This is a genomic window from Vibrio sp. 10N.247.311.47 (genome assembly GCF_041467535.1).
In the GTDB taxonomy this organism is placed as follows: domain Bacteria; phylum Pseudomonadota; class Gammaproteobacteria; order Enterobacterales; family Vibrionaceae; genus Vibrio; species Vibrio crassostreae_C.
In genome coordinates this window covers 1-24701 of sequence record NZ_JBFSUR010000010.1, presented here as the reverse complement: position 1 = coordinate 24701, position 24701 = coordinate 1, and the positions used below count along the sequence as shown (strand labels likewise).

Genomic DNA, 24701 nt, shown 5'->3' with positions numbered 1-24701 from the left:
GTCGCGCTAGCCTCTTTAATTTGAAGTTAAGCAAGAGTATCATTCCATTCCCACTCCCTTTCAAGATTAGATTTGCGATGAAAAACACACATAACAGCCACCAACGCCTTGACTACTTAAAAGAGCAACTGCCTCTAGAGATCACTCGTGCAGTCGCTGAGACCATCAAAGAAGATCTAGGTGGAACGTTAGATCCAGCGGCTGATATTACGGCAAGTCTAATCCCTGCAGACGCAATCAACAGTGCAACTATTATTACCCGTGAGCACGGCGTGTTCTGCGGTAAAGCTTGGGCAGATGAAGTGTTTAAGCAATTGGGCGGTGAAGTGACTATCGAGTGGAATGTAGAAGATGGCGACAAGGTTGAACCAAACCAAACGCTTTGCACGCTAACTGGCCCAGCACGCGCGCTATTAACGGGTGAGCGCAATGCAATGAATTTCATTCAAACGCTATCTGGTTGTGCGACTACGACGGCTATCTACGCAGACAAAATTAAACACACTGAATGCCGCCTGTTGGATACGCGTAAAACCATCCCTGGCCTACGCAGTGCACTGAAATACGCGGTGGCTTGTGGTGGCGGTTTCAACCACCGTATCGGTGTTTTCGATGCCTACCTAATTAAAGAAAACCACATCATCGCATGTGGCGGTATTGAAAAAGCTATTTCAACAGCAAAAGAGCTAAACCCGGGTAAGCCTGTAGAAGTGGAAACTGAGAGCCTAGAAGAGCTAGAGCAAGCTATCAACGCTGGCGCAGACATCATCATGCTAGACAACTTCACTACGGACATGATGCGTGAAGCAGTTAAGATTAACGCGGGTCGTGCTGCACTAGAAAACTCTGGTAACGTGACACTAGACACCATCGCAGAATTTGCTGAAACGGGTGTTGATTACATCTCGGTAGGTGCACTAACTAAGCACCTGAAAGCAATGGATCTATCAATGAGATTCAAAGCGTAATTTACTGAATAATAAATAAGTTATCGCTGAAGGCACTGTTAATAACAGTGCCTTTTTTATTGCCTTAATTGTCAGTATTTCAAGCAGTTATTTAAGTTGATCGCATAAATTTGCGCACTATATGAAACACCACACTAATAAATACAAAACCACTCGCGGCCACACCTAAACACAATTCCACTTCCCCATTCCGACTTCTATTCTTTCCATCAACCAGTGCTTGCGCTGAAACAAACTAAACAATGGAATAGAACAATGAATAACAAAAATAGAAGAACGAATCAGAAAGGTTTTACGCTGATTGAATTGATGATCGTAGTAGCTATCATTGGAGCATTATCGGCGATTGCAATACCTGCATATAAAAACTATGTTGCGAAAAGTGAAGTCGCAGCAGCAGTAGCAACCATGAAAGCCCTACTAACACCAGCAGAACTAATCTACCAAGAAGATGGTAAATTAGCATCCGGTACTTCGGTTAGTGAATTAGGTATATCGGCAAGCTCAAACGTTTTAGGTACTATCAGTGTTTCAGGTGAAAACACACTAAAATTTCTATTCGGAGCTAATAGTTCAGTTAGTAGCGCCTATCTCTCTTATTCAAGAACTGACACAGGTTGGACATGCGCTGCAGCATCAGCCGGTGTAAGTAATTTACCGACAATTGATAGTTGCTCATAAGTGCTCACCAACCTCCCAACCGTTCTACGTCAGGCCGACTTACTCAGCCTGACTCAAGAACAAGCCGTGGCGGAACATGTACAAGCTTCAGGTATTTCAACACCTGAAGCTTTGCTCGTTCTAGATTTCTTCAGCGGCGATTCCTTAGCAAACAACATTAAAACCATCTTCGGCTTACCGTTAGTACAACTTGCCAATACGGACTATGAAACCTTATGTGACCAATTAGGGCTTCGCGAGCTGATTACCAAGTATCGTGCTATACCGATTTCAGTCTCTAGCTCTACTCTCACATTAGCCTCTGCCGACCCGACCGATTTACAAGCGGAAGATGACTTTCGATTTGTGACGGGATTACAGATTGAATTAGTTGTCGCTAACTACTCTGAATTAGAAGGCGCAATACGAAAGTTGTATGGCCGCTCTATTTCCGGGCAAGACTCTAAACGCAAAGAGATCACTCAAGATGAACTCGCCAATCTTGTTGAAGTGTCTGACGACGAGATAGCATCGATAGAAGATCTCAGCCAAGACGATTCCCCTGTCAGCCGCTTTATCAATCAGATACTGGTTGATGCGGTACGCAAAGGCGCATCAGATATCCACTTCGAACCTTACGAAGAGCACTACCGAGTGCGACTGCGTTGTGATGGTATCCTTGTTGAAATACAGCAACCCGCCTCTCACCTAAGTCGTCGTCTATCAGCTCGCTTAAAGATCCTCGCCAAGCTTGATATCGCTGAACGCCGCTTGCCTCAAGACGGTCGTATTAAACTGCGTCTAAATGACGACTTGGCGATTGATATGCGGGTATCAACGCTGCCGACCTTGTGGGGTGAAAAGATCGTTCTTCGACTGCTTGATAGCAGCGCGGCCAATCTAGATATCGATAAGTTAGGTTACACCGAAGATCAAAAAGCACTCTACCTCAATGCCCTGAAGCGCCCACAAGGGATGATCTTAATGACAGGTCCAACTGGCAGCGGAAAAACCGTCTCCCTTTATACTGGCCTTCGAGTGCTCAACACTACTGAACGCAACATCTCAACAGCCGAAGATCCGGTGGAAATTAACCTATGTGGTATCAATCAGGTACAAGTGACACCTAAGATCGGCTTTGGGTTTGCGGAAGCGCTACGATCATTTTTACGACAAGACCCCGATGTTGTAATGGTTGGAGAGATCCGAGACTTGGAAACCGCAGAGATCGCGATCAAAGCATCGCAAACCGGTCATTTAGTACTTTCAACACTGCACACTAATTCCGCCGCAGAAACCGTCACCCGACTCGCTCATATGGGGATAGAACCCTTTAACCTCGCTTCATCATTGAGTTTGATTATCGCCCAACGACTGGCAAGGCGGTTGTGTAACCATTGTAAAGAAAGTGACGATTCACCAGACATATTTCTGCGTCACTCCATTCCTAACAGCCAAACCATCTACAAAGCCAATCCTCACGGCTGCAATGAGTGTAACCAAGGTTATTCGGGTCGAGTGGGTATCTATGAAGTGATGCCGTTTAGCGATCAACTGAAAAGCAGCCTAATCGACAAACCGAACGCGTTAGCCATTGAAAACTTGGCTCGTCGAGAAGGCATGAGAACTCTGCAAGAGTCAGGGTTAGATAAATTGCTTGAAGGCACCACCAGCTATCAAGAGCTGCAACGTGTTCTGTACATATAAACCCATGGAGCACCAATGAGTAGCAAGTCCAAACAATCACAACTAAAAAGCTATCACTGGAAAGGCATTAACAGCTCGGGCAAGAAAGTGTCTGGGCAAACCTTAGCGCTCACTGAATTGGAAGTACGAGAAAAGCTCAAAGAACAGCATATTCAGATTAAGAAAATCAAAAAGAAAAGTATTTCAGCCGTCACTCGTTTAACCCATAGAGTTAAAGCTAAAGACATCACTATTTTAACTCGGCAACTTGCTACCATGCTGGCTACTGGTGTGCCTATCGTACAAGCCATCAAGTTGGTGTCGGACAATCACCGCAAAGCTGAAATGAAATCGATTCTATCGCATATCTGCAAAGGTGTAGAAGCCGGTACGCCAATCTCAAAAGCAATGCGAACCGCAAGTCGTCACTTTGATGATCTCTATACTGATTTGGTCGCCACAGGCGAGCTCTCCGGTAACCTAGCGCAAGTATTCGAACGCTTAGCGACCTATCGAGAAAAGAGCGAGCAGTTAAAATCCAAAGTCGTCAAAGCACTGATCTACCCCGCGATGGTGGTCACCGTTGCACTGACCGTTTCTTATTTAATGCTGACCATGGTGATTCCAGAGTTTGAGTCGATGTTTTCCGGCTTTGGCGCCGACCTGCCTTGGTTCACCCAACAAGTGCTTTATCTTTCCCATTGGATGCAGGCTTATAGTTTCTATAGTGCCATCGGTATTGGTTTATTAATTCTGTCTTTTCAGCAGCTGCGTCAGCGATCCTACTCGATTCGACTTTCAACCAGTCGCCTTAGCTTACGCTTTCCTGTTCTTGGTGGCGTATTAGCCAAAGCCTCTATTGCCAAATTTAGCCGAACCTTATCAACCAGTTTTAGTTCTGGTATTCCGATTTTAATGAGCCTCAAGACCACAGCCAAAACCGCAGGCAACCTGCATTATGAATCGGCCATCATCGAGGTTCACCGAGAAACAGCTGCTGGCATGCCAATGTATATCGCAATGCGCAATACCAACGCCTTCCCCGAAATGGTGTTACAGATGGTGATGATTGGCGAAGAGTCTGGCAACCTTGATGATATGCTCAATAAAGTAGCCTCAATTTACGAGTTTGAAGTCGACAACACCGTCGACAATTTAGGCAAGATTCTAGAGCCACTGATCATCGTATTTTTAGGTACTGTTGTTGGTGGGCTTGTGGTCGCGATGTACTTACCGATCTTTAATCTTATGAGTGTGTTAGGATAGTTAAAAGCAACTAAACACCCATGAGCAGCAATCTCTGCTCACCTTGATTAAGTGGTAAAGGACACTATGGAAGTATTTCACTACTATCCTTGGCTATTCCCCGTATTAGCTTTCATTTTTAGCCTTCTTATCGGCAGCTTCCTCAACGTAGTCATACACCGTTTACCGATTATGATGGAACGCGAATGGCAACAAGAGTGCTCGGAGTATTTCTCTCAATATAAAATTCCAGCACCAGAGGGGAAGTTTAATCTCAGCATTCCTCGTTCAACCTGCCCGAAATGCAAAACCCAATTAAGAATCGTCGACAATATCCCAGTCTTAAGCTGGTTGTTCTTAAAGGGGAAGTGCCACAGCTGTGCTAACCCAATCAGTGCTCGCTACCCTTTGGTCGAACTGCTTACCGCAATACTTTGCACAATGGTTGCTAGCCACTTTGGTTTCAGTTACTACGCCATTGCTTTGATTTTTTTCACCTTCGCACTGATTACCGCGACCTTTATCGATCTCGATACTATGTTGTTGCCTGATCAAATCACCTTGCCTTTGGTATGGTCCGGTATCGCTTTAGCACTGTTTAATATCAGCCCAGTATCACTTCAAGACTCAGTTGTAGGGGCGATGGTTGGCTACCTAGCTCTGTGGTCTGTTTATTGGCTGTTCAAACTGCTAACAGGTAAAGAAGGCATGGGTTACGGTGACTTCAAACTCCTGGCTGCACTTGGTGCATGGCTTGGTTGGCAGCATCTACCGATGATCATCCTTTTATCTTCGCTTGTCGGTTTGGTTTTTGGCTTGATTCAACTTCGCTTGAAACAGCAAGGCATTGATAAAGCCTTTCCGTTTGGCCCCTATCTTGCGATTGCGGGTTGGGTAAGCTTGATGTGGGGTAACGACATCATGGGATGGTATTTCACTTCTGTACTAGGAATTTAACCATGGCAATTATTATCGGATTGAGCGGTGGTATCGCCAGTGGCAAAACCACGGTCGCTAACCTGTTCAATGAACATTTTAATATAGATATTGTTGATGCTGATATCGTGGCGCGTGAAGTGGTTGCGCTGGGCAGTGTCGGCTTAAAACAGATTACAGAACACTTTGGTGAGTCTATCTTGCTTGACGATGGAACACTCAACCGAAGTCGACTGCGTGAGCTGATCTTCTCAGATCCTAAAGAGAAGCAGTGGCTCAATGATCTTCTTCATCCCATGATCCGTGACAAAATTGACAGTGACCTGTCTAAAATCACATCCCCGTATGGTTTATTAGTTGCGCCGCTATTGGTGGAAAACCAAATGCAAGGCATGGCCAATCGCGTATTAATTGTTGATGTGCCAGCAGAAGTTCAAATAGAGCGAACGATGAGTCGTGATAATGTTTCTAGAGAACAAGTTGCATCAATTTTAAAATCACAGGCTTCAAGAGAACAACGCTTAGCAGTTGCAGATGACGTGATTAAAAACCATACTAAAAACCAAGAACTTTTGCCTCAAATCACAGATTTACATCAAAAGTATCTGGCAATCAGTGCTGTAGATGGGTCAGAATAGAACAATGTTGAATGAAGGTTTGCTCGATGATCACCCATAAATTTGAACATCCTCTAAATGAGAAAACAAGAATCTACTTAAGAGTTGAATCGCTCTTGAGGCAGCTACACTTGTCTTCTACATTTTCCGATGCTCAACAGTATCAACTCTTTTTCCGTTCCATCTTTGATCTGATTGAAATCTTCGAACAGATCCAACTCAAGAGCGAACTCGCAAAAGATATTGAGAAGCAACGTGTAACCTACAAAAGCTGGTTGGATGTTGAAGGTGTCGATCAAGAGATGCTGACATCACTACTTAATGACATTGGTAACATCTATCGTGATCTGATGCAGGCAGAACGTTTTGGCCAATCACTTAAAGAAGACCGCTTCCTGAGTGCGATTCGCCAACGCTTTAATCTTCCAGGTGGCTCATGCTGCTTTGATTTACCGGCACTGCATTATTGGCTGCACCTTCCTCTTGATAAGAGAATGCGAGATGCTAAAGCTTGGATGGACAGCTTACAGCCTCTGTATGAAGCGCTAACGCTATGGTTAAAGCTCACCAGAGAGACTGGTCACTTTAAAGAGCAAATTGCTCGCGCTGGCTTCTTCCAGAGCGATGCTGATGAAGCGAATATCCTTCGCCTTTCTATTCCAATGCAATACGGTGCTTATCCGATGATCTCCGGGCATAAAAACCGTTTTGCCGTTAAGTTCATGAGCTTTGAAACAGGACAAGCCTGTACTCAAGACATCGAATTTGAATTGGCTGTCTGCAGCTAATTAATTTCCTTTTATAGTTTGGCTTGAGCCTTCACTCGAGCCTAAACTCTTTCTTACAATACCCTCTAATTAAGAATCACTATGTCGAAAAAAATCACCATCGTTAAATGCCCTCAATGTAATGCCGACGTTGAATGGGGCGAACAAAGCCCACACCGCCCGTTTTGCAGTAAGCAATGTCAGATGATTGATTTCGGTGAATGGGCAGACGAAGAGAACAGCATTGCTGGCGCACCAGACATGTCAGATAGCGATGGTTGGTCGGAAGACCCGCACTAAGCAAATAGCGGGTAAATTTTGAAGGGTTGGCGTTTAACGTCAATCCTTTTTTATTGCCTATAGCATGGTACGAATAGAGATTCCTTACTCCTTCCTTCGTCAGTCTAGGGAATGACAGTTAAATGTGAGTTTCGTTTTAGTCCGTCATCCCCAAAAGCGAGGAACGAGTGAGTTCGGGATCTCTTACCTGTGAAACTCTAAATAGCAGACACAAAAAAGCGGAGCCAAATGGCTCCGCTTTTATCGATAGAATGCAAAAAGAATTACTTCTTAGTAAGCTTCTCTTTAATACGAGCTGACTTACCAGAACGCTCACGTAGGTAGTACAACTTGGCACGACGTACTGCACCACGGCGTTTAACTTCGATGCTATCAACCATTGGAGAGTGAGTTTGGAACGCACGCTCTACGCCTTCACCGTTCGAAATCTTACGAACTGTGAATGCAGAGTGTAGACCACGGTTACGAATAGCGATTACAACGCCTTCGAAAGCCTGTAGACGCTCACGGTCACCTTCTTTTACCTTAACCTGAACTACAACAGTGTCACCTGGTGCGAATTTAGGAAGGTCTGATTTTAGTTGCTCTTCTTCAAGAGCCTTGATGATGTTGCTCATTTGTATAAATTCCTAGAATAAACTGATACTAAATTTAATAGGTTACTGCTTGCTTTTCGTTAAGAGCGTTGCTCTTTAATGAATTCAGCCAGTAATTGTTCCTGTTCGTCAGTCAGAGCTAGGTTTTCCAGGAGCTCTGGTCTTCTTAGCCAAGTTCGGCCCAACGATTGTTTTAATCGCCAGCGACGAATGTCCTTATGGTTTCCAGACTTGAGTACCGATGGCACATCTTTATCGTCTAGCACCTCAGGGCGCGTATAATGGGGACAATCTAGCAAACCATTTGCAAAAGAATCTTCTTCTGCTGAAGCGAAATCTCCAAGTACACCCGGAACAAACCGAGAGACTGAATCAATCAACGTCATGGCTGGCAGTTCGCCACCCGTCATCACAAAATCGCCAATCGACCATTCTTCGTCGACTTCAGATTGAATAATGCGCTCATCTACCCCTTCATAGCGACCACAAATAAGAAGCAAGTTCTCGTTTGTTGCCAACTCTTCAACACCTTTCTGGTCGAGTTTACGACCTTGAGGTGAAAGATAGATTACTTTCGTCTTTCCCGGTGCTGCTTGCTTGGCAGTTTGGATAGCATCGCGCAAAGGCTGAACCATCATTAACATGCCAGGACCACCACCGTAAGGTCTGTCATCAACAGTGCGATGTTTATCATGAGTGAAATCGCGAGGATTCCATGTCTCAATAGATAAAAGACCTTTTTTAACCGCTTGACCTGTTACTCCAAAATCAGTAACAGAACGGAACATTTCAGGAAACAGGCTAATAATGCCAACCCACATGTGTTCTCTCGCTCTGTAATTTGGAGTTAGAATCCAGGATCCCAGTCAACTTCGATCCGGCGAGCTTCGCGATCAACTTTCTTGATCACTTGCTCTTCAAGGTACGGTACTAACCGTTCCTTTTGGCCAAAAGCATCTTTAAGATTTGCTTTGATTACTAGAACATCGTTCGAGCCAGTTTCTAATAGGTCAGTGACCTCACCAAGGTCGTAACCTTTAGTGGTAAAAACTTGCATACCGAACAATTCGCGCCAGTAGAATTCATCTTCTGACAATTCAGGTAACGAAGCAGGGTCAATAGCAATTTCAAAGTTAGTCATCAGTTGCGCGTCTTCACGAACATCTAATCCCGCTAGCTTACATACATAACCTTGGCCATGACGTTTCCAGCTCTCAACTTTGTACTCAACCCACTTACCCTTTAGGTTTAAATACCAAGGGCTGTAATCAAATATGCTTTCAGCATTGTCTGTGTAGGAGAACACTTTGAGCCAGCCACGAATACCATAGGTAGACCCAAGTTTACCCATGACAATTCTATTATTTTGCTCGCTCATAGTTTCTTTACCCTTCATCGACATAAGCTATTTCTCTTTAAAAAAGAATTAAGCCGCTTTTTGAGCGTCTTTAACTAGCTTAGCTACACGATCAGATAGAGATGCGCCTTGACCAACCCAGTGGTTAACACGATCTAGGTCTAGACGTAGACCTTCTTCTTGACCTTGAGCTGTAGGGTTAAAGAAACCTACTTTCTCGATGAAACGGCCAGTTGCAGCGTTACGGCTATCCGCAACTACGATTTGATAAAATGGGCGCTTCTTTGCACCGTGACGTGCCAAACGAATGGTTACCATGTCGTCCTCTTTGCTTTCTTAATAAAATAATTAACCCCAAGTATAAGTAAATAGCTTGGGGTCTCGTGCCAAATTAAAGCCCCGGAATTTTACTCTTATTCCGGTGCAATGCAAGGGCTTTAGCTATTTTTTCACCAACATAGCTGCCGTACACTTTCTGTGACACGGCTAACACTATGAAAAGTAACGTAGCTAAAGCTTACATTTGTAGATTATCGACCAAACGGGTTAAAGCCACCACCCATTCCGCCCATACCTCCACCGCCGCCCATCATGCCTTGCATGTTGCGCATCATGCCTTTCATGCCACCTTTCTGCATCTTCTTCATCATCTTCTGCATTTGGGTGAACTGCTTAAGCATACGGTTTACATCTTGTACCTGTGTACCAGAACCAGCGGCAATACGCTTTTTGCGTGAGCCTTTGATTAGGTCAGGGCGTTGACGCTCTTTCATGGTCATAGAGTTGATGATCGCTTCCATCTGCTTGAACATCTTGTCATCAACTTTATCTTTAACGTTATCTGGTAGCTGAGACATGCCTGGAAGCTTATCCATCATGCCCATCATTCCGCCCATGTTTTGCATCTGACCTAGCTGTTCACGGAAGTCTTCAAGGTCAAAGCCTTTCTTCTCTTTGAACTTCTTAGCCAGTTTCTCTGCTTTCTCGGTATCAACGTTTTTCTGTAGGTCTTCAATAAGAGACAGTACGTCGCCCATACCTAAGATACGAGAAGCAACACGATCTGGGTGGAACGGTTCTAGTGCGTCAGTCTTTTCACCAACACCCAAGAATTTAATCGGCTTGCCTGTGATATGACGAACAGACAGAGCAGCACCACCACGCGCATCACCATCAACTTTCGTCAAGATAACACCGGTTAGTGGTAGCGCATCACCAAAGGCTTTTGCAGTGTTCGCAGCATCTTGACCTGTCATTGCATCAACAACGAACAGTGTCTCTACTGGTTTAATTGCAGTATGAAGCTCTTTGATCTCGCCCATCATCTCTTCATCGATAGCCAAACGACCCGCAGTATCGACAAGTAGCACGTCGTAGAATTTCTTCTTCGCGTGGTCGATTGCAGCGTTTGCAATATCAAGAGGTTTTTGATCAGCTGAAGATGGGAAGAAGTCTACGCCAACATCGCTTGCTAACGTTTCAAGCTGTTTGATTGCCGCTGGACGGTAAACGTCGGCAGACACAACCAAGACTTTCTTCTTGTCACGCTCAGTTAGAAGCTTAGATAGCTTACCTACCGATGTGGTTTTACCCGCACCTTGTAGACCCGCCATTAAGATAACGGCTGGCGGCTGCGCTGCTAGGTTAAGAGCCTCGTTAGACTCACCCATCACCGCTTCAAGTTCAGCTTGAACGATCTTAATGAATTCTTGACCAGGCGTTAGAGATTTAGAAACCTCAACACCCACAGCGCCTTCTTTTACGCGCTTAACAAAATCGCGGACAACGGGCAGTGCAACGTCGGCTTCAAGTAGCGCCATACGTACTTCACGCAGCGTCTCTTTAATATTGTCTTCGGTCAGACGACCTTTACCGCTGATGTTCTTCAGCGTTTTGGATAGACGATCCGTTAAATTATCAAACATAGTTTTCTCTTCGCTCAAAACTGCGACTATTACTGTGAGTATACATTAGCGCGGATTAGAGTCATACCCGTTGTAGAGCGTTAATCATCCGTGCTTGTGATGTGAGACATTATTCACTTGGAATTGAATGAGGTTCGCCATAGCCCCAAAGAGCGATGCGAGGTATAATTCGCCAATTAGTAATCATTAAAATGGATACCATGGACAGTCTTATTGCGATCGCAGCAGCCTTTCTTTATACAATGGCGATTTCCACGATCATTCCAGGTCTCGTGCACCAAACAGGAATCCGTGTAAAAACGGTGTTTATCAGCGCATTACTTGCTCTAGCTTTCCATGCTTGGTTGCTTGGCGATTTGATTTTTAATGCCAGTGGCCAAAACCTCAGTATCTTGAACGTTGCTTCATTAATCAGTTTAATCATATCTGTGGTAATGAGCGGTGCAATGCTCAAAACCCGCTTGTGGTTCATCTTGCCTGTTGTTTATAGTTTCGCAGCGCTTAACCTCATGGCAGCAACGTTTCTTCCAAGTACCTTCATCAAACATCTAGAGAATGACCCGAAACTGCTCGTACACATCTCTTTGGCCTTGTTCTCATACGCGACGCTGACTATCGGTGCGTTATACGCCTTGCAACTCGCGTGGCTTGATCACAAGCTTAAAAAGAAAAAAGCCTTAGTGATTAACCCTAACCTACCTCCTTTAATGATGGTAGAGAGACAGCTTTTCAAGATCATTCTGATTGGTAATGGTTTATTAACGGGTACTTTGCTGACTGGCCTTATCTTCGTACAAGATATGTTTGCTCAAGGAAAGGCGCACAAAGCGGTATTGTCTTTTATCGCTTGGGTTATCTACTCCATCCTTTTATGGGGTCACTACCAAAAAGGTTGGCGTGGACAGAAAGTCACTTGGTTCGCACTTGCCGGCGCCAGCATGCTCACATTGGCCTACTTCGGTAGCCGCTTCGTTCAGGAAATCATCCTGAACTAGTCTGTAAAATAAAGGCAAGGTCTCACACACCTTGCCTTTAAAATATTGAGTCCGTTAGATTCAATTGACATCTCGACCATGTTCGGTCATAAATTAATCAAGATACACAAATAGGAAAAGAATAGTTTTGGACGACATATCAACGGGTATCTTATTTGCGCTACTCGCGTGTCTCATTGTAATTTCTGGTTATTTCTCTGGTTCCGAAACGGGCATGATGTCCTTGAACCGCTACCGTTTAAAGCACTTGGCCAATACGGGTCATAAAGGTGCCAAACGCGTAGAAAAACTTCTGAACCGCCCAGACAGATTGATTGGCCTCATTCTCATCGGCAACAATCTCGTCAACATTCTTGCATCTGCGATCGCTACTATTCTTGGTATGCGCATCTACGGGGATATCGGTGTGGCTATCGCTACTGGTACCCTGACTCTCGTGATCCTAGTATTCGCCGAGGTAACCCCAAAGACCATCGCTTCTCTATTTCCTGAACGTGTCTCTTACGCGAGTAGTATCCTTTTAATGATACTGATGAAGGTGCTATCACCATTGGTGATCTTAGTGAACTTCATTACCAACGGCTTCATTCGTATCTTAGGCGTTAAAGCCAGCCATGATGCAACCGACCACTTGAGCTCCGAAGAGCTTAGAACCGTGGTAAATGAAGCCGGTAGCTTAATCCCTCAACGTCACCAAGATATGTTGGTGTCTATTCTGGATTTAGAGCACGTCACCGTGAACGACATCATGGTGCCGCGTAATGAGATTACTGGTATCGACATCAATGACGACTGGAAATCGATCGTTCGTCAACTTACCCACTCGCCTCATGGTCGCGTAGTGCTGTACCGTGACCAAATAGATGAAGTGGTCGGCATGCTTAGGCTGCGTGAAGCTTACCGTCTGATGCTTGAAAAGAACGAATTCAATAAAGAAACCCTGTTGCGTGCCGCGGATGAGATCTACTTTATTCCTGAAGCGACACCACTCAATATTCAACTGCTTAAGTTTCAACGCAATAAGCAGCGCATCGGTTTGATTGTTGATGAGTATGGCGACATCAATGGTTTGGTTACATTAGAAGATATTCTAGAAGAGATCGTAGGTGAGTTTACCACCTCAATCACCCCAAGCTTATCTGAAGAGATTACTCCGCAAAGCGATGGCAGCTTCTTGATTGAAGGCAGTGCCAATATCCGAGATATCAACAAAGGCTTACAGTGGGCACTGCCTACCGATGGCCCAAGAACGCTGAATGGTTTGATACTGGAACACCTTGAAGATATTCCAGAGAGTCACCTCAGTGTTCAGGTAGCCAGCCACCCAATGGAAATTGTTGAGCTTGAAGAGAACCGCATCAAACTGGTTCGCGTGTTCCCACAGATCGTGAACGGCTAACTGAGTTATCACTGAATCTCTGTCTCGCCCTAAAATACGTTGACGAAAAAGGCCCGGTTCATTGAACCGGGCCTTTTAGTATCTAACTCGCCCTATCTAGGGTAGCTATCAATGACTAGTCGATCTTAAGCTCTTGCAGCATAGACTCTGGCAGTGCCAGTTCATCATTCTTGTTTACAGAGATGCCTGCAGCGATGATCGCATTCGCGATCTCTTTCGCTTCATCCAAAGAGTGCATTGCCGCGGTACCACATTGGTATTCGTTCAGCTCAGGGATCTTATTCTGGTTCTCAACTTTCAGTACGTCTTGCATCGCTGCCAACCAACCGTCAGCCACTTGTTGCTCTGTAGGCGTACCAATCAGGCTCATGTAGAAACCCGTGCGACAGCCCATCGGTGAGATATCGATGATCTCTACATCTGAACCGTTCAATTGATTACGCATGAAACCAGCGTATAGGTGCTCTAGAGTATGGATACCTTTCTCAGATAGGATGTCTTTGTTTGGCGCAGTAAAACGCAGGTCAAACACAGTGATGGTATCCCCTTTTGGGGTTTGCATTGTTTTAGCAACACGAACGGCAGGTGCGTTCATGCGTGTGTGATCAACAGTGAAACTATCTAATAAAGGCATTGCTCTTCTCCATGACGGCTGGCTTTAGAAAAACCAGCTTCGATTGTCTTCTAGTTCTTTTCGGCACTGTTTCAGCTGCCATCCATAATCTTTTGCTTGCTGTTCGACTTTGCGCGCCACCTTAATTAGCGATGGCTTGCTGTTGTATGACTTGCGCTTATAACCACCACGGCCTTCATGATAAGCCAGGTATTGGTTATATGGGTCCCATAGTGAGATGCCCAATTGACGACGCGTCTCGCTGGTATACCAACCGATGAACATCAATGCATCATCAAAGTTGGTTCTTGAACCACCGTTATTGGTCGCCTTTTGGAAGTCTTCCCAAGCAGGATCTTGAGCTTGTGCATAACCGTAGGCACTGCTTACACGCCCCCACGGTATAAAGCCAAGAATGTAATCTTTAGGTGGGCGCGCATCATGACGATAGCTACTCTCTTGTTTCACAAAAGCCATCGCAACGTTAATCGGCGTTCCCCATTCTTCTTGCATATCCAAGGCATCTTCATACCATGAAGGGTGCTCTCGAAAGATGCTACACAAATTATCTTGCTGCTTTGGCGGTGGCGTTGCACATCCAACCAACAGGCTAGAGACAACACCAACAGTCACTACAGGTAACCATTTACTACTCACTCGAGTAGGCTGACCTAATAAGGCTTGCTTCCTTTCCACCAAAGTCTCGCTATGCTTTTAAATACGAAAAATAATCCGCTAAGAAGCTATCAAAATCTTGAGTGCTTGCTTCTTCACTTTGTTGCTGAGCAATCACAGAACGTTGAACTTCTGCTTCCATCAACTCAGCTGAATATACTTTGTATTGGTGCGCTTTGTGTTGCTGAGCGTACGTTTTACCTAACGCGCAACCCACTTTACCTAAGCCGCCCAATTTTTTGGTCTCTTCTAGCAACTGGCCAGAAATAGTTAGCTCAGGGTTATCAATCCAAGCCTCAAGCGTATCGCATGTTTCTTGGTATGCACGACCACCTTGTTCAGCGTCCATCATCTCGGCAATAGAGCGCAGATCTTTGAAGACACGCTTCGCCCAATCTTGCAGAGACAATCGCTCACCATGACAACCGATTTGCAGCTCTAGACCAACCTGACGACCTTGTAGGATCACCTTGTTCCAGTTATCGCGCCAGCATTCAAGCTCGCAGTTATCCATCTCAGCAGAGTCCGTTAGCACACTCCACGTTAGGAATAAGTCTAGGAAGCGAACCTGCTGCTCATTGATACCAATTGAGCTGAATGGGTTTACATCTAAAGAACGAACCTCAATGTACTCAACACCACCGCGTGCCAATGCTTCAGATGGTTTCTCACCACTCTTCGCGACACGCTTAGGGCGGATTGGAGCGTAAAGCTCATTTTCAATTTGCAGTACGTTGCTATTCAACTGACGGTATTCACCATCAACCTTAGTGCCAATCTCGGCAAATTCTTCTGATGGTGTGCGAATCGCTTGATTCAAACCTTCAAGGTATTGGTCTAGGCTGTTGAAACCAATCTTCAACACACTTTGCGCACTGTTCGTGTAGCCAAGGTCGCTCAGGCGCAGTGCCGTTGCTTTTGGCAGATACAATGTCTCGCCAATCTTTTCAAAAGGCAGGTTTATCTCTCTTCCTTTGATGAAAGAAGAACATAGCGCAGGTGAAGCACCGAAGAAGTATGGGATTAACCAACCAAAGCGGTAGTAGTTACGAATCAAACCAAAGTAAGCATCTGACTTAGATTCACAACGCGCTTCTTCAGTTTGCTCTCCAAACAGGCTATCCCAAAAGCTTTCTGGGAAAGAGAAGTTGAAGTGAACACCAGAGATAATCTGCATCAGGCTACCGTAACGACGTTTTAGGCCTTCACGATATAGGGTCTTCATCTTACCGTTATTCGAGGTGCCGTATTGCGCTAGCTGAATGTAATCTTCACTGCCAACGTAACAAGGCATAGAAAGCGGCCATAGTTTTTCGCCGTCTAACTTGGTTTGCGTGAAGTGGTGGATATCAGACAACTGATTCAAAAGCGTCGGAACGTCGTTAGAAACAGGCGTGATAAATTCCAGTAGCGACTCAGAGAAATCGGTCGTTACCCATTCGTTCATCAACGCAGATCCCAAAGCCTCAGGGTGCGGCCCAGTAGCAAGGTGCCCATCTTCCGTGTAGCGTAATGTTTCCCTTTCAACACCACGACCAAATTGAGAGAAGGTCTTAGGGTTGGTTGCAACTTGCTTTAGTCGCGCAGCAAAATCAGTCAAAATTCAGTTCACTTATCTTATATTGTTCTGATTAGAACTATCATAAATTAGGTTGGAGGAGAAAAGTAGAGTCTCTTCCCTCCCCCTTTAATGTGTACTCTAACGAATGATTTCAAGCTCTTCTATTGGAATATCTAACTTTTCTAATTGCGGGCGAAGCGAAGTCGCGTCACCAACAACGATTATTTGATAATCATTCGGGTCAAACCATTTCTTAGATAGCTCGTTTAAGGTCTCTTTTGAAACCGTTTCAACTATCTGATTACGCTGTTGTAGGTAATCTTCATCAAGGCTCAATGCAACAATATTACTCAACAACCCCGCCTTTTGACTTGGCGTTTCGTATTTAAGTGCATCTTGTTGACCGACGGCAAGGCGCATAAATTTCACCTCTTCGTCAGTTAATCCACTTTGGCTAAACTCATTCAGCTCATTAATAAACTCTTGAATCGATGGAACCGTCGCATTCGCCCTTACCTGCGCGCTAAATACCACTGCGCCAGTTTCACGAGTACTTGCGAAGTAACCGCTTGCACCGTAAGTGTAGGCTTTGTCTTCACGTAGGTTCTGGTTGATACGGCTATTGAAGTTGCCCGCTAAGTTAAAGTTAGCTAACTGGCTCAAATACAATTCACCCGTTGCATCAAACGGCAGGCCTTTACGAACCAAGCGAACAATGCTTTGCGGCGCACCCGGTTTATCGACTAAGTACAGGTGCTGACCAGAAAGCTCTTTGACGATCTGTGGACGCGTTAATGGTGCCGCATCGCCTTGCCACTCTTCAAAGAATTGTAGCTGTTTCCCTACCTCTTTCTTCGAGATGTCTCCCACCACAACAATATTGGCACCTTCTGGTGTGTAATGTTGCGCATAGAATTTTTTCACATCGTCTAAGGTCAATTTCGATAGAGATTCCTTAGTACCATCACTTGCACGAGCAAAAACAGTGTCACCAAACAGCACTTCACGGGTTGCTTGAGAAGCCATCCAACTTGGCTGCTGATGCTGATACACAACGCCTTCTAGCATCTGTTTCTTAACGCGCTCAAAATCTTGCTCATCGAACTTAGGATCGAATAGAACCTCTTGCACAATCGCTAAGGTTTGAGGCAAGTTTTTCTCTAGCGTCGAGACTGAAATATCTGTGGTGTAGCTGCCCGCACTAATGCTCACGCTGCTACCAAGTTTATCTAAGGTCGCTTGTAACTCTTCAACGGTTCGTTTAGTTGAGCCTTCTTCCATCATCGAAGCCGTTAGGTTCGCTAGGCCTTCTTGCCCTTTGCGAACATAGCGTTCGCCTGCAGGCAATTGAATTTGCAGCTGTACTGTCGGCGTTTCACTGGTCACGGTACCAATTAAGTCAGTGCCATTTGCAAAGTGCATGCGGTACAACTCAGGCATGGTCGCCTCAACACCAAAGTTCACTTCTGGCATCACACTGCGATCAAAGGTATCCGGTGCCTTTCTGAAATCCAGTTGATCTTCCGTCACCTTGCTGTATTCCGGCAACGTACGTGGTGGCGTGGTAAAGGTCGCTTCACGAACCGCCAAATCGAGCTTTTTCTTAGGAACCACACTCAAGGTAACCTTGTGCTTACCTTCGATGAAATCTTGGTATGCCTTGCTCACGCTCTCAGGCGTCACCGCTCGGATTTGATCGAGTTGTGATTCAATGCGATCAGGCTGACCATAGAAGGTTTGGTTCGACGCGAGTTGCGACACCTTACCTTTAACGCTTTGCAATGCAAAAACAGCATTCGCTTCGGCCATGCCAGTGATCTGGTCTAAACGCTCTTGCTCAACGCCCTCTTTCGAGAATTGCTCCAGGGTATCCATCAGCTCTTTATTGAGAACCGTCAAATCGCCTTTTTCACCTGAGTTGCCCATTGCATACACGTACATGGTACACGCCAACTCAGCACAATCATGGAAAGAGCCAGCGCTGACGGCCTTCTGCGTTTTTACGAGGTTTTGATATAGGTAACTGTTGGTACCTGAACCTAACACGTTAGACAATGCATTCAGTGAAGCTTGCGTCTCTTCACCGCGATACGTTGTTGGCCACCCCACCAGCACCATCGGCTGACGAATATTGTCTTCTAAGGTGATGTATTTATCTTCTGTTAGAACAGCAGGTTGCTTCTCTGCCGCCTTCACTTCAGGGCCTTGAGGAATTGAACCAAAGTACTTGTTAACCCATTCTAGCGTGTCATCAACGTCGATATCACCACCAATCGTTAACACGGCATTGTTTGGGCCGTACCAACGCAGGAAGAACGCTTTAAGATCATTCACGTCAACACGGTCAAGATCTTCAACATAGCCGATTGGTTGCCAAGAGTAAGGGTGACCTTCAGGGTAAAGCGCTTCGCCCATGCGTTCCCACATCAAGCCGTAAGGACGATTTTCGTAGCTCTGCGCTCGCTCGTTCTTGACCGTGCCTCTTTGAACCTCAAATTTCTTCTGAGAAACAGCATCCAACAAGAAGCCCATTCGGTCTGATTCTAACCACAACATTTTCTCAAGTTGGTTAGAAGGAACAGTTTCAAAATAGTTGGTGCGGTCACGGTTGGTCGTGCCGTTTAACGAACCACCCGCTTCGGTAATGATCTTAAAGTGCTGTTGGTCACCAACGTTCTCTGAACCCTGGAACATCATGTGCTCAAAGAAGTGAGCAAATCCCGACTTGCCTATCTCTTCACGTGCTGAACCGACGTGATAAGTTACATCAACATGCACCAACGGATCGGAATCATCAGGGGAAAGAATAACTGTCAGACCGTTTTCAAGCTGATACTTGGTGTAAGGAATCACTACTTTATCTTTAGAGGGCTTAACCTCTTCTAACAGAGTGACACCTTCAGGTAACGAGGAAAAGAAGGGCGTTGAGCTAGGTACATTGTAAGAACAGCCAGCAATGGCGATAAGAGAAAATGTACCAAGTAAAACCTTTTTCATAGGTTCTCCTTAGAAAAAACCGAAGTAGATAGCAGCAAGTAAGCTATAGCGAGCGGCTTTGCCAATCGCTATCAAAATAACGCTAGGGATGAATTTCATTCTTAGCCAACCCGCAGCGAGACACAAAGGGTCACCAATGATCGGTAACCAACTAAATAACAGTGTCCAGTAGCCATAGCGACTCAGCCAAGCCATAGCCTTATGACCATGCTTTTCAGATTGAGTTCGATTAGGCAACCACAAACCAATCCAATAGTTAGTCAGGCCGCCTAAGGTATTGCCTAATGTCGCCACTAGAATGATCGATGAGGTTGAAAACTGATCTAAGCTCAATGCAGCCACAAGGCTAGCTTCTGAACCACCGGGGAGTAACGTGGCACTCAAGAAGCCACTGATGAAGAGTACCCACAGCGCCGAGTCCGAGAACCACAGCGCGATATTTTCAAAAAGGGAGTTAAAAAATTCTAACACTGCCTATCAACTTTCTTGCATTTTAAGTAGCACCTTGCCTCTGGTGTGTCCGGTTTCAACCTGCAGGTGCGCCGACTGCGCCTCGTCTAACTGGTAGATACCTTGAATTTCTGTTTTGAGCAATCCGACACTGACCATGTAAAGCATAGTGTCCATTTGCTCAGGGTTTGGTTCAACCAGCATGCCTGATGCAGTAAAACCTAATAGTGTTGCTTTCTCACAGATAAGTTCTGCAGATAGAGTCGGTACTGTCACTACTCGCGCGCCATCTTTTAGGCACTTCAATGCATCAAGCGCGGTATCGCCACCGACCAAATCAATCAACACATCGACATCAGATACTCTTTCTGATGCTGGCGCAAACTTATAGTTAATCGCGTGAGCACCTAGCGTCGCAAGGTAATCAAGATTGGCTTCGCTGCAGGTTGTGTAAACCTCAGCTTTTGCTGCCACTGCAATTTGAACCGCAAGGTGACCAACGCCGCCCGCGCCCGCTAAAATAAGCACGCGGTCGCCTTCTTTCACTTCGGCTTTGTTGAGCGCTTGTGCCGCTGTTTGACTCGCAAGTGGTAATGCAGCTGCCGCTTCTAGAGTGACAGAATCAGGAACCATACTTAATGCAGCTTCTGGAACACACACATATTGGCTGTAACCGCCACCTTGCAGTGGAAAACCAATAAAGCCAGCCACGTTATCACCAACAGTAAAGCGTTCAGCCTGTTCGCCTAGCGAGACAATTTGCCCTGAAATATCGTAGCCAGGCACCCAAGGCAGGTTATCTTTGTTTTGTGCTGCCGCCCAACCAAGACCCGCTCGGGTTTTGACATCAATCGGATTAATGCCTGAAAAGGAAACTTTAACCACCACTTCTCCAGCCTTAGGCTCAGGGATCGCACTGGTTTGAATACTTAGGTTTTCGACGCCGCCGAATTGAGTAATCGCAATCTGTTTATTTTCCATTCCACATTTCCTTGATTGATAAAAGCCCTAGTGAGCAAGCACCCTAATTAATAAAAAGAAAGGGATGCGAAAGCATCCCTTTGACTATAAACCATTTAATAAGGCTAAGTTAACCGCTCATTCGTAAATTGACGACCAATTAACGTAACGATACATGACCCAGCAAATCCACTAGCCCACGAGAGCTAATAGAATGCCCGCCGCAACCGCACTACCAAGTACACCGGCTACGTTCGGACCCATTGCATGCATCAATAAGAAGTTCTGAGGGTTTGCCTCAAGACCAACCTTGTTCACAACACGTGCCGCCATTGGAACCGCCGATACGCCAGCTGCGCCAATCAGTGGGTTGATGTCCTCTTTCGAGAATCGGTTCAACACCTTAGCCATCAATACACCACCCGCCGTACCGATACTGAACGCGACCGCACCTAAACCTAGAATACCCAATGTTTCTAAGTTCAAGAACGTATCCGCTTGAAGCTTAGAACCAACCCCTAGACCTAGGAAAATAGTTACAACGTTAATCAGTTCGTTTTGAGCTGTTTTTGAAAGGCGATCAACCACACCCGCTTCACGCATTAAGTTACCCAAACAGAACATACCAACTAGAGGTGTTGCTGAAGGTAGGAACAAAATCGTCATCAGTAGTACAGCAAGCGGGAAAAGAATCTTCTCGGCTTTGCTAACGTGACGAAGTTGAGCCATCTTAATTTTGCGCTCTTCAGGAGACGTTAACGCTTTCATGATTGGTGGCTGAATGATCGGAACCAAAGCCATGTAGCTATAAGCCGCTACTGCAATGGCACCTAAAAGATCCGGAGATAACTTACTCGCCAAGAAGATCGCAGTTGGGCCATCGGCACCACCAATGATCGCAATTGACGAAGCATCGGCCATCGAGAACTCCATTCCTGGAACGTAGTTCAGCAAGATCGCGCCAAATAGCGTCGCGAAGATACCAAACTGAGCCGCAGCCCCTAGCCACAACGTTTTAGGGTTCGCAATCAACGCACCGAAGTCCGTCATCGCACCAACACCCATAAAGATCAGCAGTGGGAAAATACCTGTCTCAATACCAATGTAGTAGACGTAGTAGAGCAAACCACCTGGATCAGTAAACCCAGCATTTGGAATGTTTGCTAATACAGCACCAAAACCAATAGGCAGTAGAAGTAACGGTTCAAATCCTTTACGAATTGCCAAAAACAACAGTAAGCAACCAACCAGCATCATACAGATCTGGCCGAACTCAAAGTTCGCAATCCCTGTTTCAGACCATAAGGTCATCAATCCTTCCATGGTACTCCCTTACGCTAAGCTTAGTAGTGGAGCGCCTACAGTAACTGCATCGCCTTCTTTAACATTCAATTCTTGAACGATACCACCACGAGCAGCACGAACTTCCGTTTCCATCTTCATCGCTTCTAGGATTAGTAGAACGTCGCCTTCAGAAACCTCAGTACCCGCCTGAACGTTTACTTTAAAGATGTTACCCGCCAATGGAGCTGGAACCGCTTCAGCGTCAGACGCTGCTACTGGTGCAGCCTGAGCAGGTTTTGCAGATGGCGCCACCGATGTCAGTTCACCTTGTGGGCCAACTTCAACATCGTAAACTTGACCATCAACCTTCACGCTGTAGCTTTCAATACCACCAGAAGCTTGTACAGGAGCTGCAGCAACTGGAGCCGCAACTTCTAGCGTTGGTGCAGGTTCAAATGCTTCAGGATTACGACGGTTCTTAAGGAACTTAAGACCCACTTGTGGGAAGAGCGCGTAAGTCAGTACATCATCAACCGTATCTTCAGCTAGAGAGATACCCTCTGATTTCGCTTTCTCTAACAGATCCGTCGTTAACGTATCCATTTCAGACTTAAGTAAATCAGCAGGACGACAAGTAATCGGCTCTGCACCGTCTAGAACTTTCGCTTGCAGTTCAGCATCCACTTCAGCAGGAGCTTGACCGTATTCACCTTTCAGTAGACCAGCAGTCTCTTTCGTGATGCTCTTATAGCGTTCGCCCGTTAAGACGTTAATAACCGCTTGAGTACCGACAATCTGAGAAGTTGGTGTTACTAAAGGAATGTAACCAAGCTCTTTACGTACGCGTGGGATCTCTTCTAGAACTTCATCCATGCGATCGGCGGCGCCTTGCTCTTTAAGCTGGCCTTCCATGTTAGTTAACATTCCGCCAGGAACTTGAGCGATTAAGATGCGAGAATCGACACCTTTTAGCTGACCTTCCCATTTCGCGTACTTTTTACGTACATCACGGAAGTAAGCCGCGATGGGTTCGATTTGGTCTAGTTTAAGATTCGTGTCGCGCTCTGTACCTTCTAACATCGCAACAACCGTTTCGGTTGGCGTATGACCGTAAGTACAGCTCATTGAAGAAATAGCGGTATCTAGAATGTCGATACCCGCTTCAACGGCTTTAACCGCTGTTGCAGTCGATAGACCAGTTGTCGCGTGGCTATGCAGTGCTAGAGGAACGTCACACGATGCTTTGATACGTGTAATCAGCTCTTCTGCTTCATACGGCTTTAATAAACCTGACATATCTTTGATACATAGTGAGTGACAACCTAGGTCCTCTAGGCGCTTAGCCAAATCAACCCAAGTATCTGAATTGTGGACCGGACTGGTTGTGTAAGACAACGTACCTTGAGCGTGGCCACCAACGTCGATCGTTGCTTTCACTGCTTTTTCAAAGTTACGTACGTCATTCATCGCATCAAAGATACGGAATACGTCCATGCCGTTTTTATGGGCACGTTCAACAAATTTTTCTACTACATCATCCGCGTAGTGACGGTAACCCAACAGGTTTTGACCACGCAGTAGCATCTGCATTGGTGTGTTTGGCATCGCTTTTTTAAGTTCACGTAAACGCTCCCATGGATCTTCTCCAAGAAAACGGATACACGAATCAAATGTCGCGCCGCCCCAAGTCTCTAGAGACCAGTAACCGACTTTATCCAGTTCTGCCGCAATTGGCAGCATATCTTCGATACGCATACGAGTAGCAAATAGTGACTGGTGCGCGTCACGAAGTACCACATCTGTGATAGCTAGTGGTTTAGACATGCTCATAAACTCCTTTTTAATCCTTTAAATGCTACTTAGCAGTAGACGCACGGTATTGATGAACCGCGGCCGAAATTGCAGCCACTACCTGTGGACTAACAGCTGAAGGGTTTGATTGTGATTTTTGAATTTTTTTAGGTGCTGCGATCGGCTCTGGTACTTCTTCTGGTACCAGTTTTGACATCAACCGAACGAGGTAAACTAGAATAGTTAGGAAAATAAAGACAACGGACATCCCCGTTATCATTAGAGTCGCCGCATCTCCTAGCAGGCTTCCAATATTAGTCATGTTGCTTCCTTTCTTCGTCATCCTGACATACGTACAGGATTTCAGCGAATAGTGATCCCGACCCATGGATTATCTCGATTGGTAAAAGTTTGTCAATTTTGTTTAAGGTTCTGTTACGGATAACGCACACATAAGGTTAATTATTCGCCTATCAGATCACATAAATCTGTCAAATACGTCATTTTCAGATATTTAAACTGTGACTTAAACGGGGCTTTTCTGGGAATTGATATGAGAAAGGTGGAATAACAAAGAAGCAATCAAGAACTACTTTAAATACAACAAGTTAAACAACGAACAAATTTAACATTGTCGCAACAAATTTGCAGCAGACATAAAAAAAAGCCTCGTATAAACGAGGCTTTTTTAATAATGTGGCGCGCTCTGGAGGATTCGAACCTCCGACCGCCTGGTTCGTAGCCAGGTACTCTATCCAGCTGAGCTAAGAGCGCACGGTTTTAATATCAATTCATTGTTACTCACAACGTATCAATATAAGGATTTCATTCTCATAAGAAAGAAGCCCTAAATAGTGGCGCGTCCTGGAGGATTCGAACCTCCGACCGCCTGGTTCGTAGCCAGGTACTCTATCCAGCT

At 45.4% G+C, this 24701-nt stretch carries 24 protein-coding genes and 1 tRNA gene; 10 read left to right on the top strand and 15 right to left on the bottom strand.

Going from position 1 to position 24701, the window contains the following annotated elements; translation table 11 throughout:
• Positions 1–77: 77 nt before the first annotated feature.
• The 8 genes from nadC to yacG all read left to right on the top strand — a co-directional run bounded on the left by nadC (position 78) and on the right by yacG (position 7179).
• A complete protein-coding gene (gene nadC / locus AB6E51_RS08845) occupies positions 78–968 on the top strand; it encodes a carboxylating nicotinate-nucleotide diphosphorylase (RefSeq protein WP_016790034.1) in 891 nt (296 codons plus the stop codon).
• A gap of 255 nt (positions 969–1223) precedes the next feature.
• Positions 1224–1649, top strand: a complete 426-nt coding sequence (locus AB6E51_RS08840) for a pilin (protein WP_372057941.1) — start codon at positions 1224–1226, stop codon at positions 1647–1649.
• Positions 1650–3335 (top strand): type IV-A pilus assembly ATPase PilB, encoded by a 1686-nt coding sequence (gene pilB, locus AB6E51_RS08835; RefSeq protein ID WP_372057942.1) that lies wholly within the window; start codon positions 1650–1652, stop codon positions 3333–3335. It abuts the gene before it with no gap.
• Between the two features lie 15 nt (positions 3336–3350).
• Positions 3351–4580, top strand: a complete 1230-nt coding sequence (locus AB6E51_RS08830; protein ID WP_372057943.1) for a type II secretion system F family protein — start codon at positions 3351–3353, stop codon at positions 4578–4580.
• 66 nt (positions 4581–4646) lie between these two features.
• Complete coding sequence (locus AB6E51_RS08825) at positions 4647–5516, top strand: A24 family peptidase (RefSeq protein ID WP_333913084.1); 870 nt, start codon at positions 4647–4649, stop codon at positions 5514–5516.
• Positions 5517–5518: 2 nt separating this feature from the next.
• Positions 5519–6133 (top strand): dephospho-CoA kinase, encoded by a 615-nt coding sequence (gene coaE, locus AB6E51_RS08820; RefSeq protein ID WP_372057944.1) that lies wholly within the window; start codon positions 5519–5521, stop codon positions 6131–6133.
• A 26-nt stretch (positions 6134–6159) separates the two neighbouring features.
• Positions 6160–6900, top strand: a complete 741-nt coding sequence (gene zapD / locus AB6E51_RS08815) for a cell division protein ZapD (RefSeq protein WP_102331921.1) — start codon at positions 6160–6162, stop codon at positions 6898–6900.
• Positions 6901–6981: 81 nt separating this feature from the next.
• Positions 6982–7179 carry a DNA gyrase inhibitor YacG gene (gene yacG / locus AB6E51_RS08810; RefSeq protein ID WP_004735515.1) on the top strand — a complete coding sequence of 66 codons (198 nt, stop codon included), beginning with the start codon at positions 6982–6984 and terminating at the stop codon, positions 7177–7179.
• A 263-nt stretch (positions 7180–7442) separates the two neighbouring features.
• On the opposite strand, the gene rplS is transcribed toward yacG, so the two are convergent.
• The 5 genes from rplS to ffh all read right to left on the bottom strand — a co-directional run bounded on the left by rplS (position 7443) and on the right by ffh (position 11057).
• Positions 7443–7796, bottom strand: coding sequence for a 50S ribosomal protein L19 (rplS, locus tag AB6E51_RS08805; protein WP_004735514.1), 354 nt, complete (start codon positions 7794–7796; stop codon positions 7443–7445).
• A 59-nt stretch (positions 7797–7855) separates the two neighbouring features.
• The gene (gene trmD / locus AB6E51_RS08800) at positions 7856–8596 is read right to left on the bottom strand and encodes a tRNA (guanosine(37)-N1)-methyltransferase TrmD (RefSeq protein ID WP_004735512.1); all 741 of its coding nucleotides are present in this window, start codon (positions 8594–8596) and stop codon (positions 7856–7858) included.
• Positions 8597–8622: 26 nt separating this feature from the next.
• A complete protein-coding gene (rimM, locus tag AB6E51_RS08795; RefSeq protein WP_017063236.1) occupies positions 8623–9177 on the bottom strand; it encodes a ribosome maturation factor RimM in 555 nt (184 codons plus the stop codon).
• 24 nt (positions 9178–9201) lie between these two features.
• Complete coding sequence (rpsP, locus tag AB6E51_RS08790) at positions 9202–9450, bottom strand: 30S ribosomal protein S16 (protein ID WP_004410028.1); 249 nt, start codon at positions 9448–9450, stop codon at positions 9202–9204.
• A 212-nt stretch (positions 9451–9662) separates the two neighbouring features.
• Positions 9663–11057 carry a signal recognition particle protein gene (gene ffh, locus AB6E51_RS08785; protein WP_010435884.1) on the bottom strand — a complete coding sequence of 465 codons (1395 nt, stop codon included), beginning with the start codon at positions 11055–11057 and terminating at the stop codon, positions 9663–9665.
• A gap of 200 nt (positions 11058–11257) precedes the next feature.
• On the opposite strand from ffh, the gene AB6E51_RS08780 reads away from it, so the two are divergent.
• Both AB6E51_RS08780 and AB6E51_RS08775 read left to right on the top strand, forming a co-directional pair.
• Entirely contained in the window at positions 11258–12052 is a 795-nt protein-coding gene (locus AB6E51_RS08780) for an inner membrane protein YpjD (protein ID WP_019825854.1), read from the top strand.
• Between the two features lie 127 nt (positions 12053–12179).
• Entirely contained in the window at positions 12180–13451 is a 1272-nt protein-coding gene (locus AB6E51_RS08775) for an HlyC/CorC family transporter (RefSeq protein ID WP_017063233.1), read from the top strand.
• A 115-nt stretch (positions 13452–13566) separates the two neighbouring features.
• Here the strand turns inward: AB6E51_RS08775 and luxS are convergent, their stop codons facing one another.
• The 10 genes from luxS to AB6E51_RS08725 all read right to left on the bottom strand — a co-directional run bounded on the left by luxS (position 13567) and on the right by AB6E51_RS08725 (position 24556).
• Entirely contained in the window at positions 13567–14085 is a 519-nt protein-coding gene (gene luxS / locus AB6E51_RS08770; protein WP_017056597.1) for an S-ribosylhomocysteine lyase, read from the bottom strand.
• A 24-nt stretch (positions 14086–14109) separates the two neighbouring features.
• A complete protein-coding gene (locus tag AB6E51_RS08765; RefSeq protein WP_017629422.1) occupies positions 14110–14760 on the bottom strand; it encodes a hypothetical protein in 651 nt (216 codons plus the stop codon).
• 10 nt (positions 14761–14770) lie between these two features.
• Positions 14771–16339 carry a glutamate--cysteine ligase gene (gene gshA / locus AB6E51_RS08760; protein WP_372057945.1) on the bottom strand — a complete coding sequence of 523 codons (1569 nt, stop codon included), beginning with the start codon at positions 16337–16339 and terminating at the stop codon, positions 14771–14773.
• Between the two features lie 99 nt (positions 16340–16438).
• Positions 16439–19297 (bottom strand): pitrilysin family protein, encoded by a 2859-nt coding sequence (locus tag AB6E51_RS08755; RefSeq protein WP_017063228.1) that lies wholly within the window; start codon positions 19295–19297, stop codon positions 16439–16441.
• Positions 19298–19306: 9 nt separating this feature from the next.
• Positions 19307–19768: a YqaA family protein gene (locus AB6E51_RS08750; protein ID WP_017059555.1), complete on the bottom strand. Its 462-nt coding sequence runs from the start codon at positions 19766–19768 to the stop codon at positions 19307–19309.
• A gap of 6 nt (positions 19769–19774) precedes the next feature.
• Positions 19775–20728: an NADP-dependent oxidoreductase gene (locus AB6E51_RS08745; RefSeq protein WP_017065778.1), complete on the bottom strand. Its 954-nt coding sequence runs from the start codon at positions 20726–20728 to the stop codon at positions 19775–19777.
• Positions 20729–20899: 171 nt separating this feature from the next.
• Entirely contained in the window at positions 20900–22030 is a 1131-nt protein-coding gene (locus AB6E51_RS08740) for a sodium ion-translocating decarboxylase subunit beta (RefSeq protein ID WP_019825842.1), read from the bottom strand.
• Positions 22031–22039: 9 nt separating this feature from the next.
• Positions 22040–23815, bottom strand: a complete 1776-nt coding sequence (gene oadA, locus AB6E51_RS08735; protein WP_017059560.1) for a sodium-extruding oxaloacetate decarboxylase subunit alpha — start codon at positions 23813–23815, stop codon at positions 22040–22042.
• Between the two features lie 31 nt (positions 23816–23846).
• Positions 23847–24104 (bottom strand): oxaloacetate decarboxylase subunit gamma, encoded by a 258-nt coding sequence (locus tag AB6E51_RS08730; protein WP_004741884.1) that lies wholly within the window; start codon positions 24102–24104, stop codon positions 23847–23849.
• 375 nt (positions 24105–24479) lie between these two features.
• Positions 24480–24556: transfer RNA gene (locus AB6E51_RS08725), tRNA-Arg, on the bottom strand.
• Positions 24557–24701: the final 145 nt, after the last annotated feature.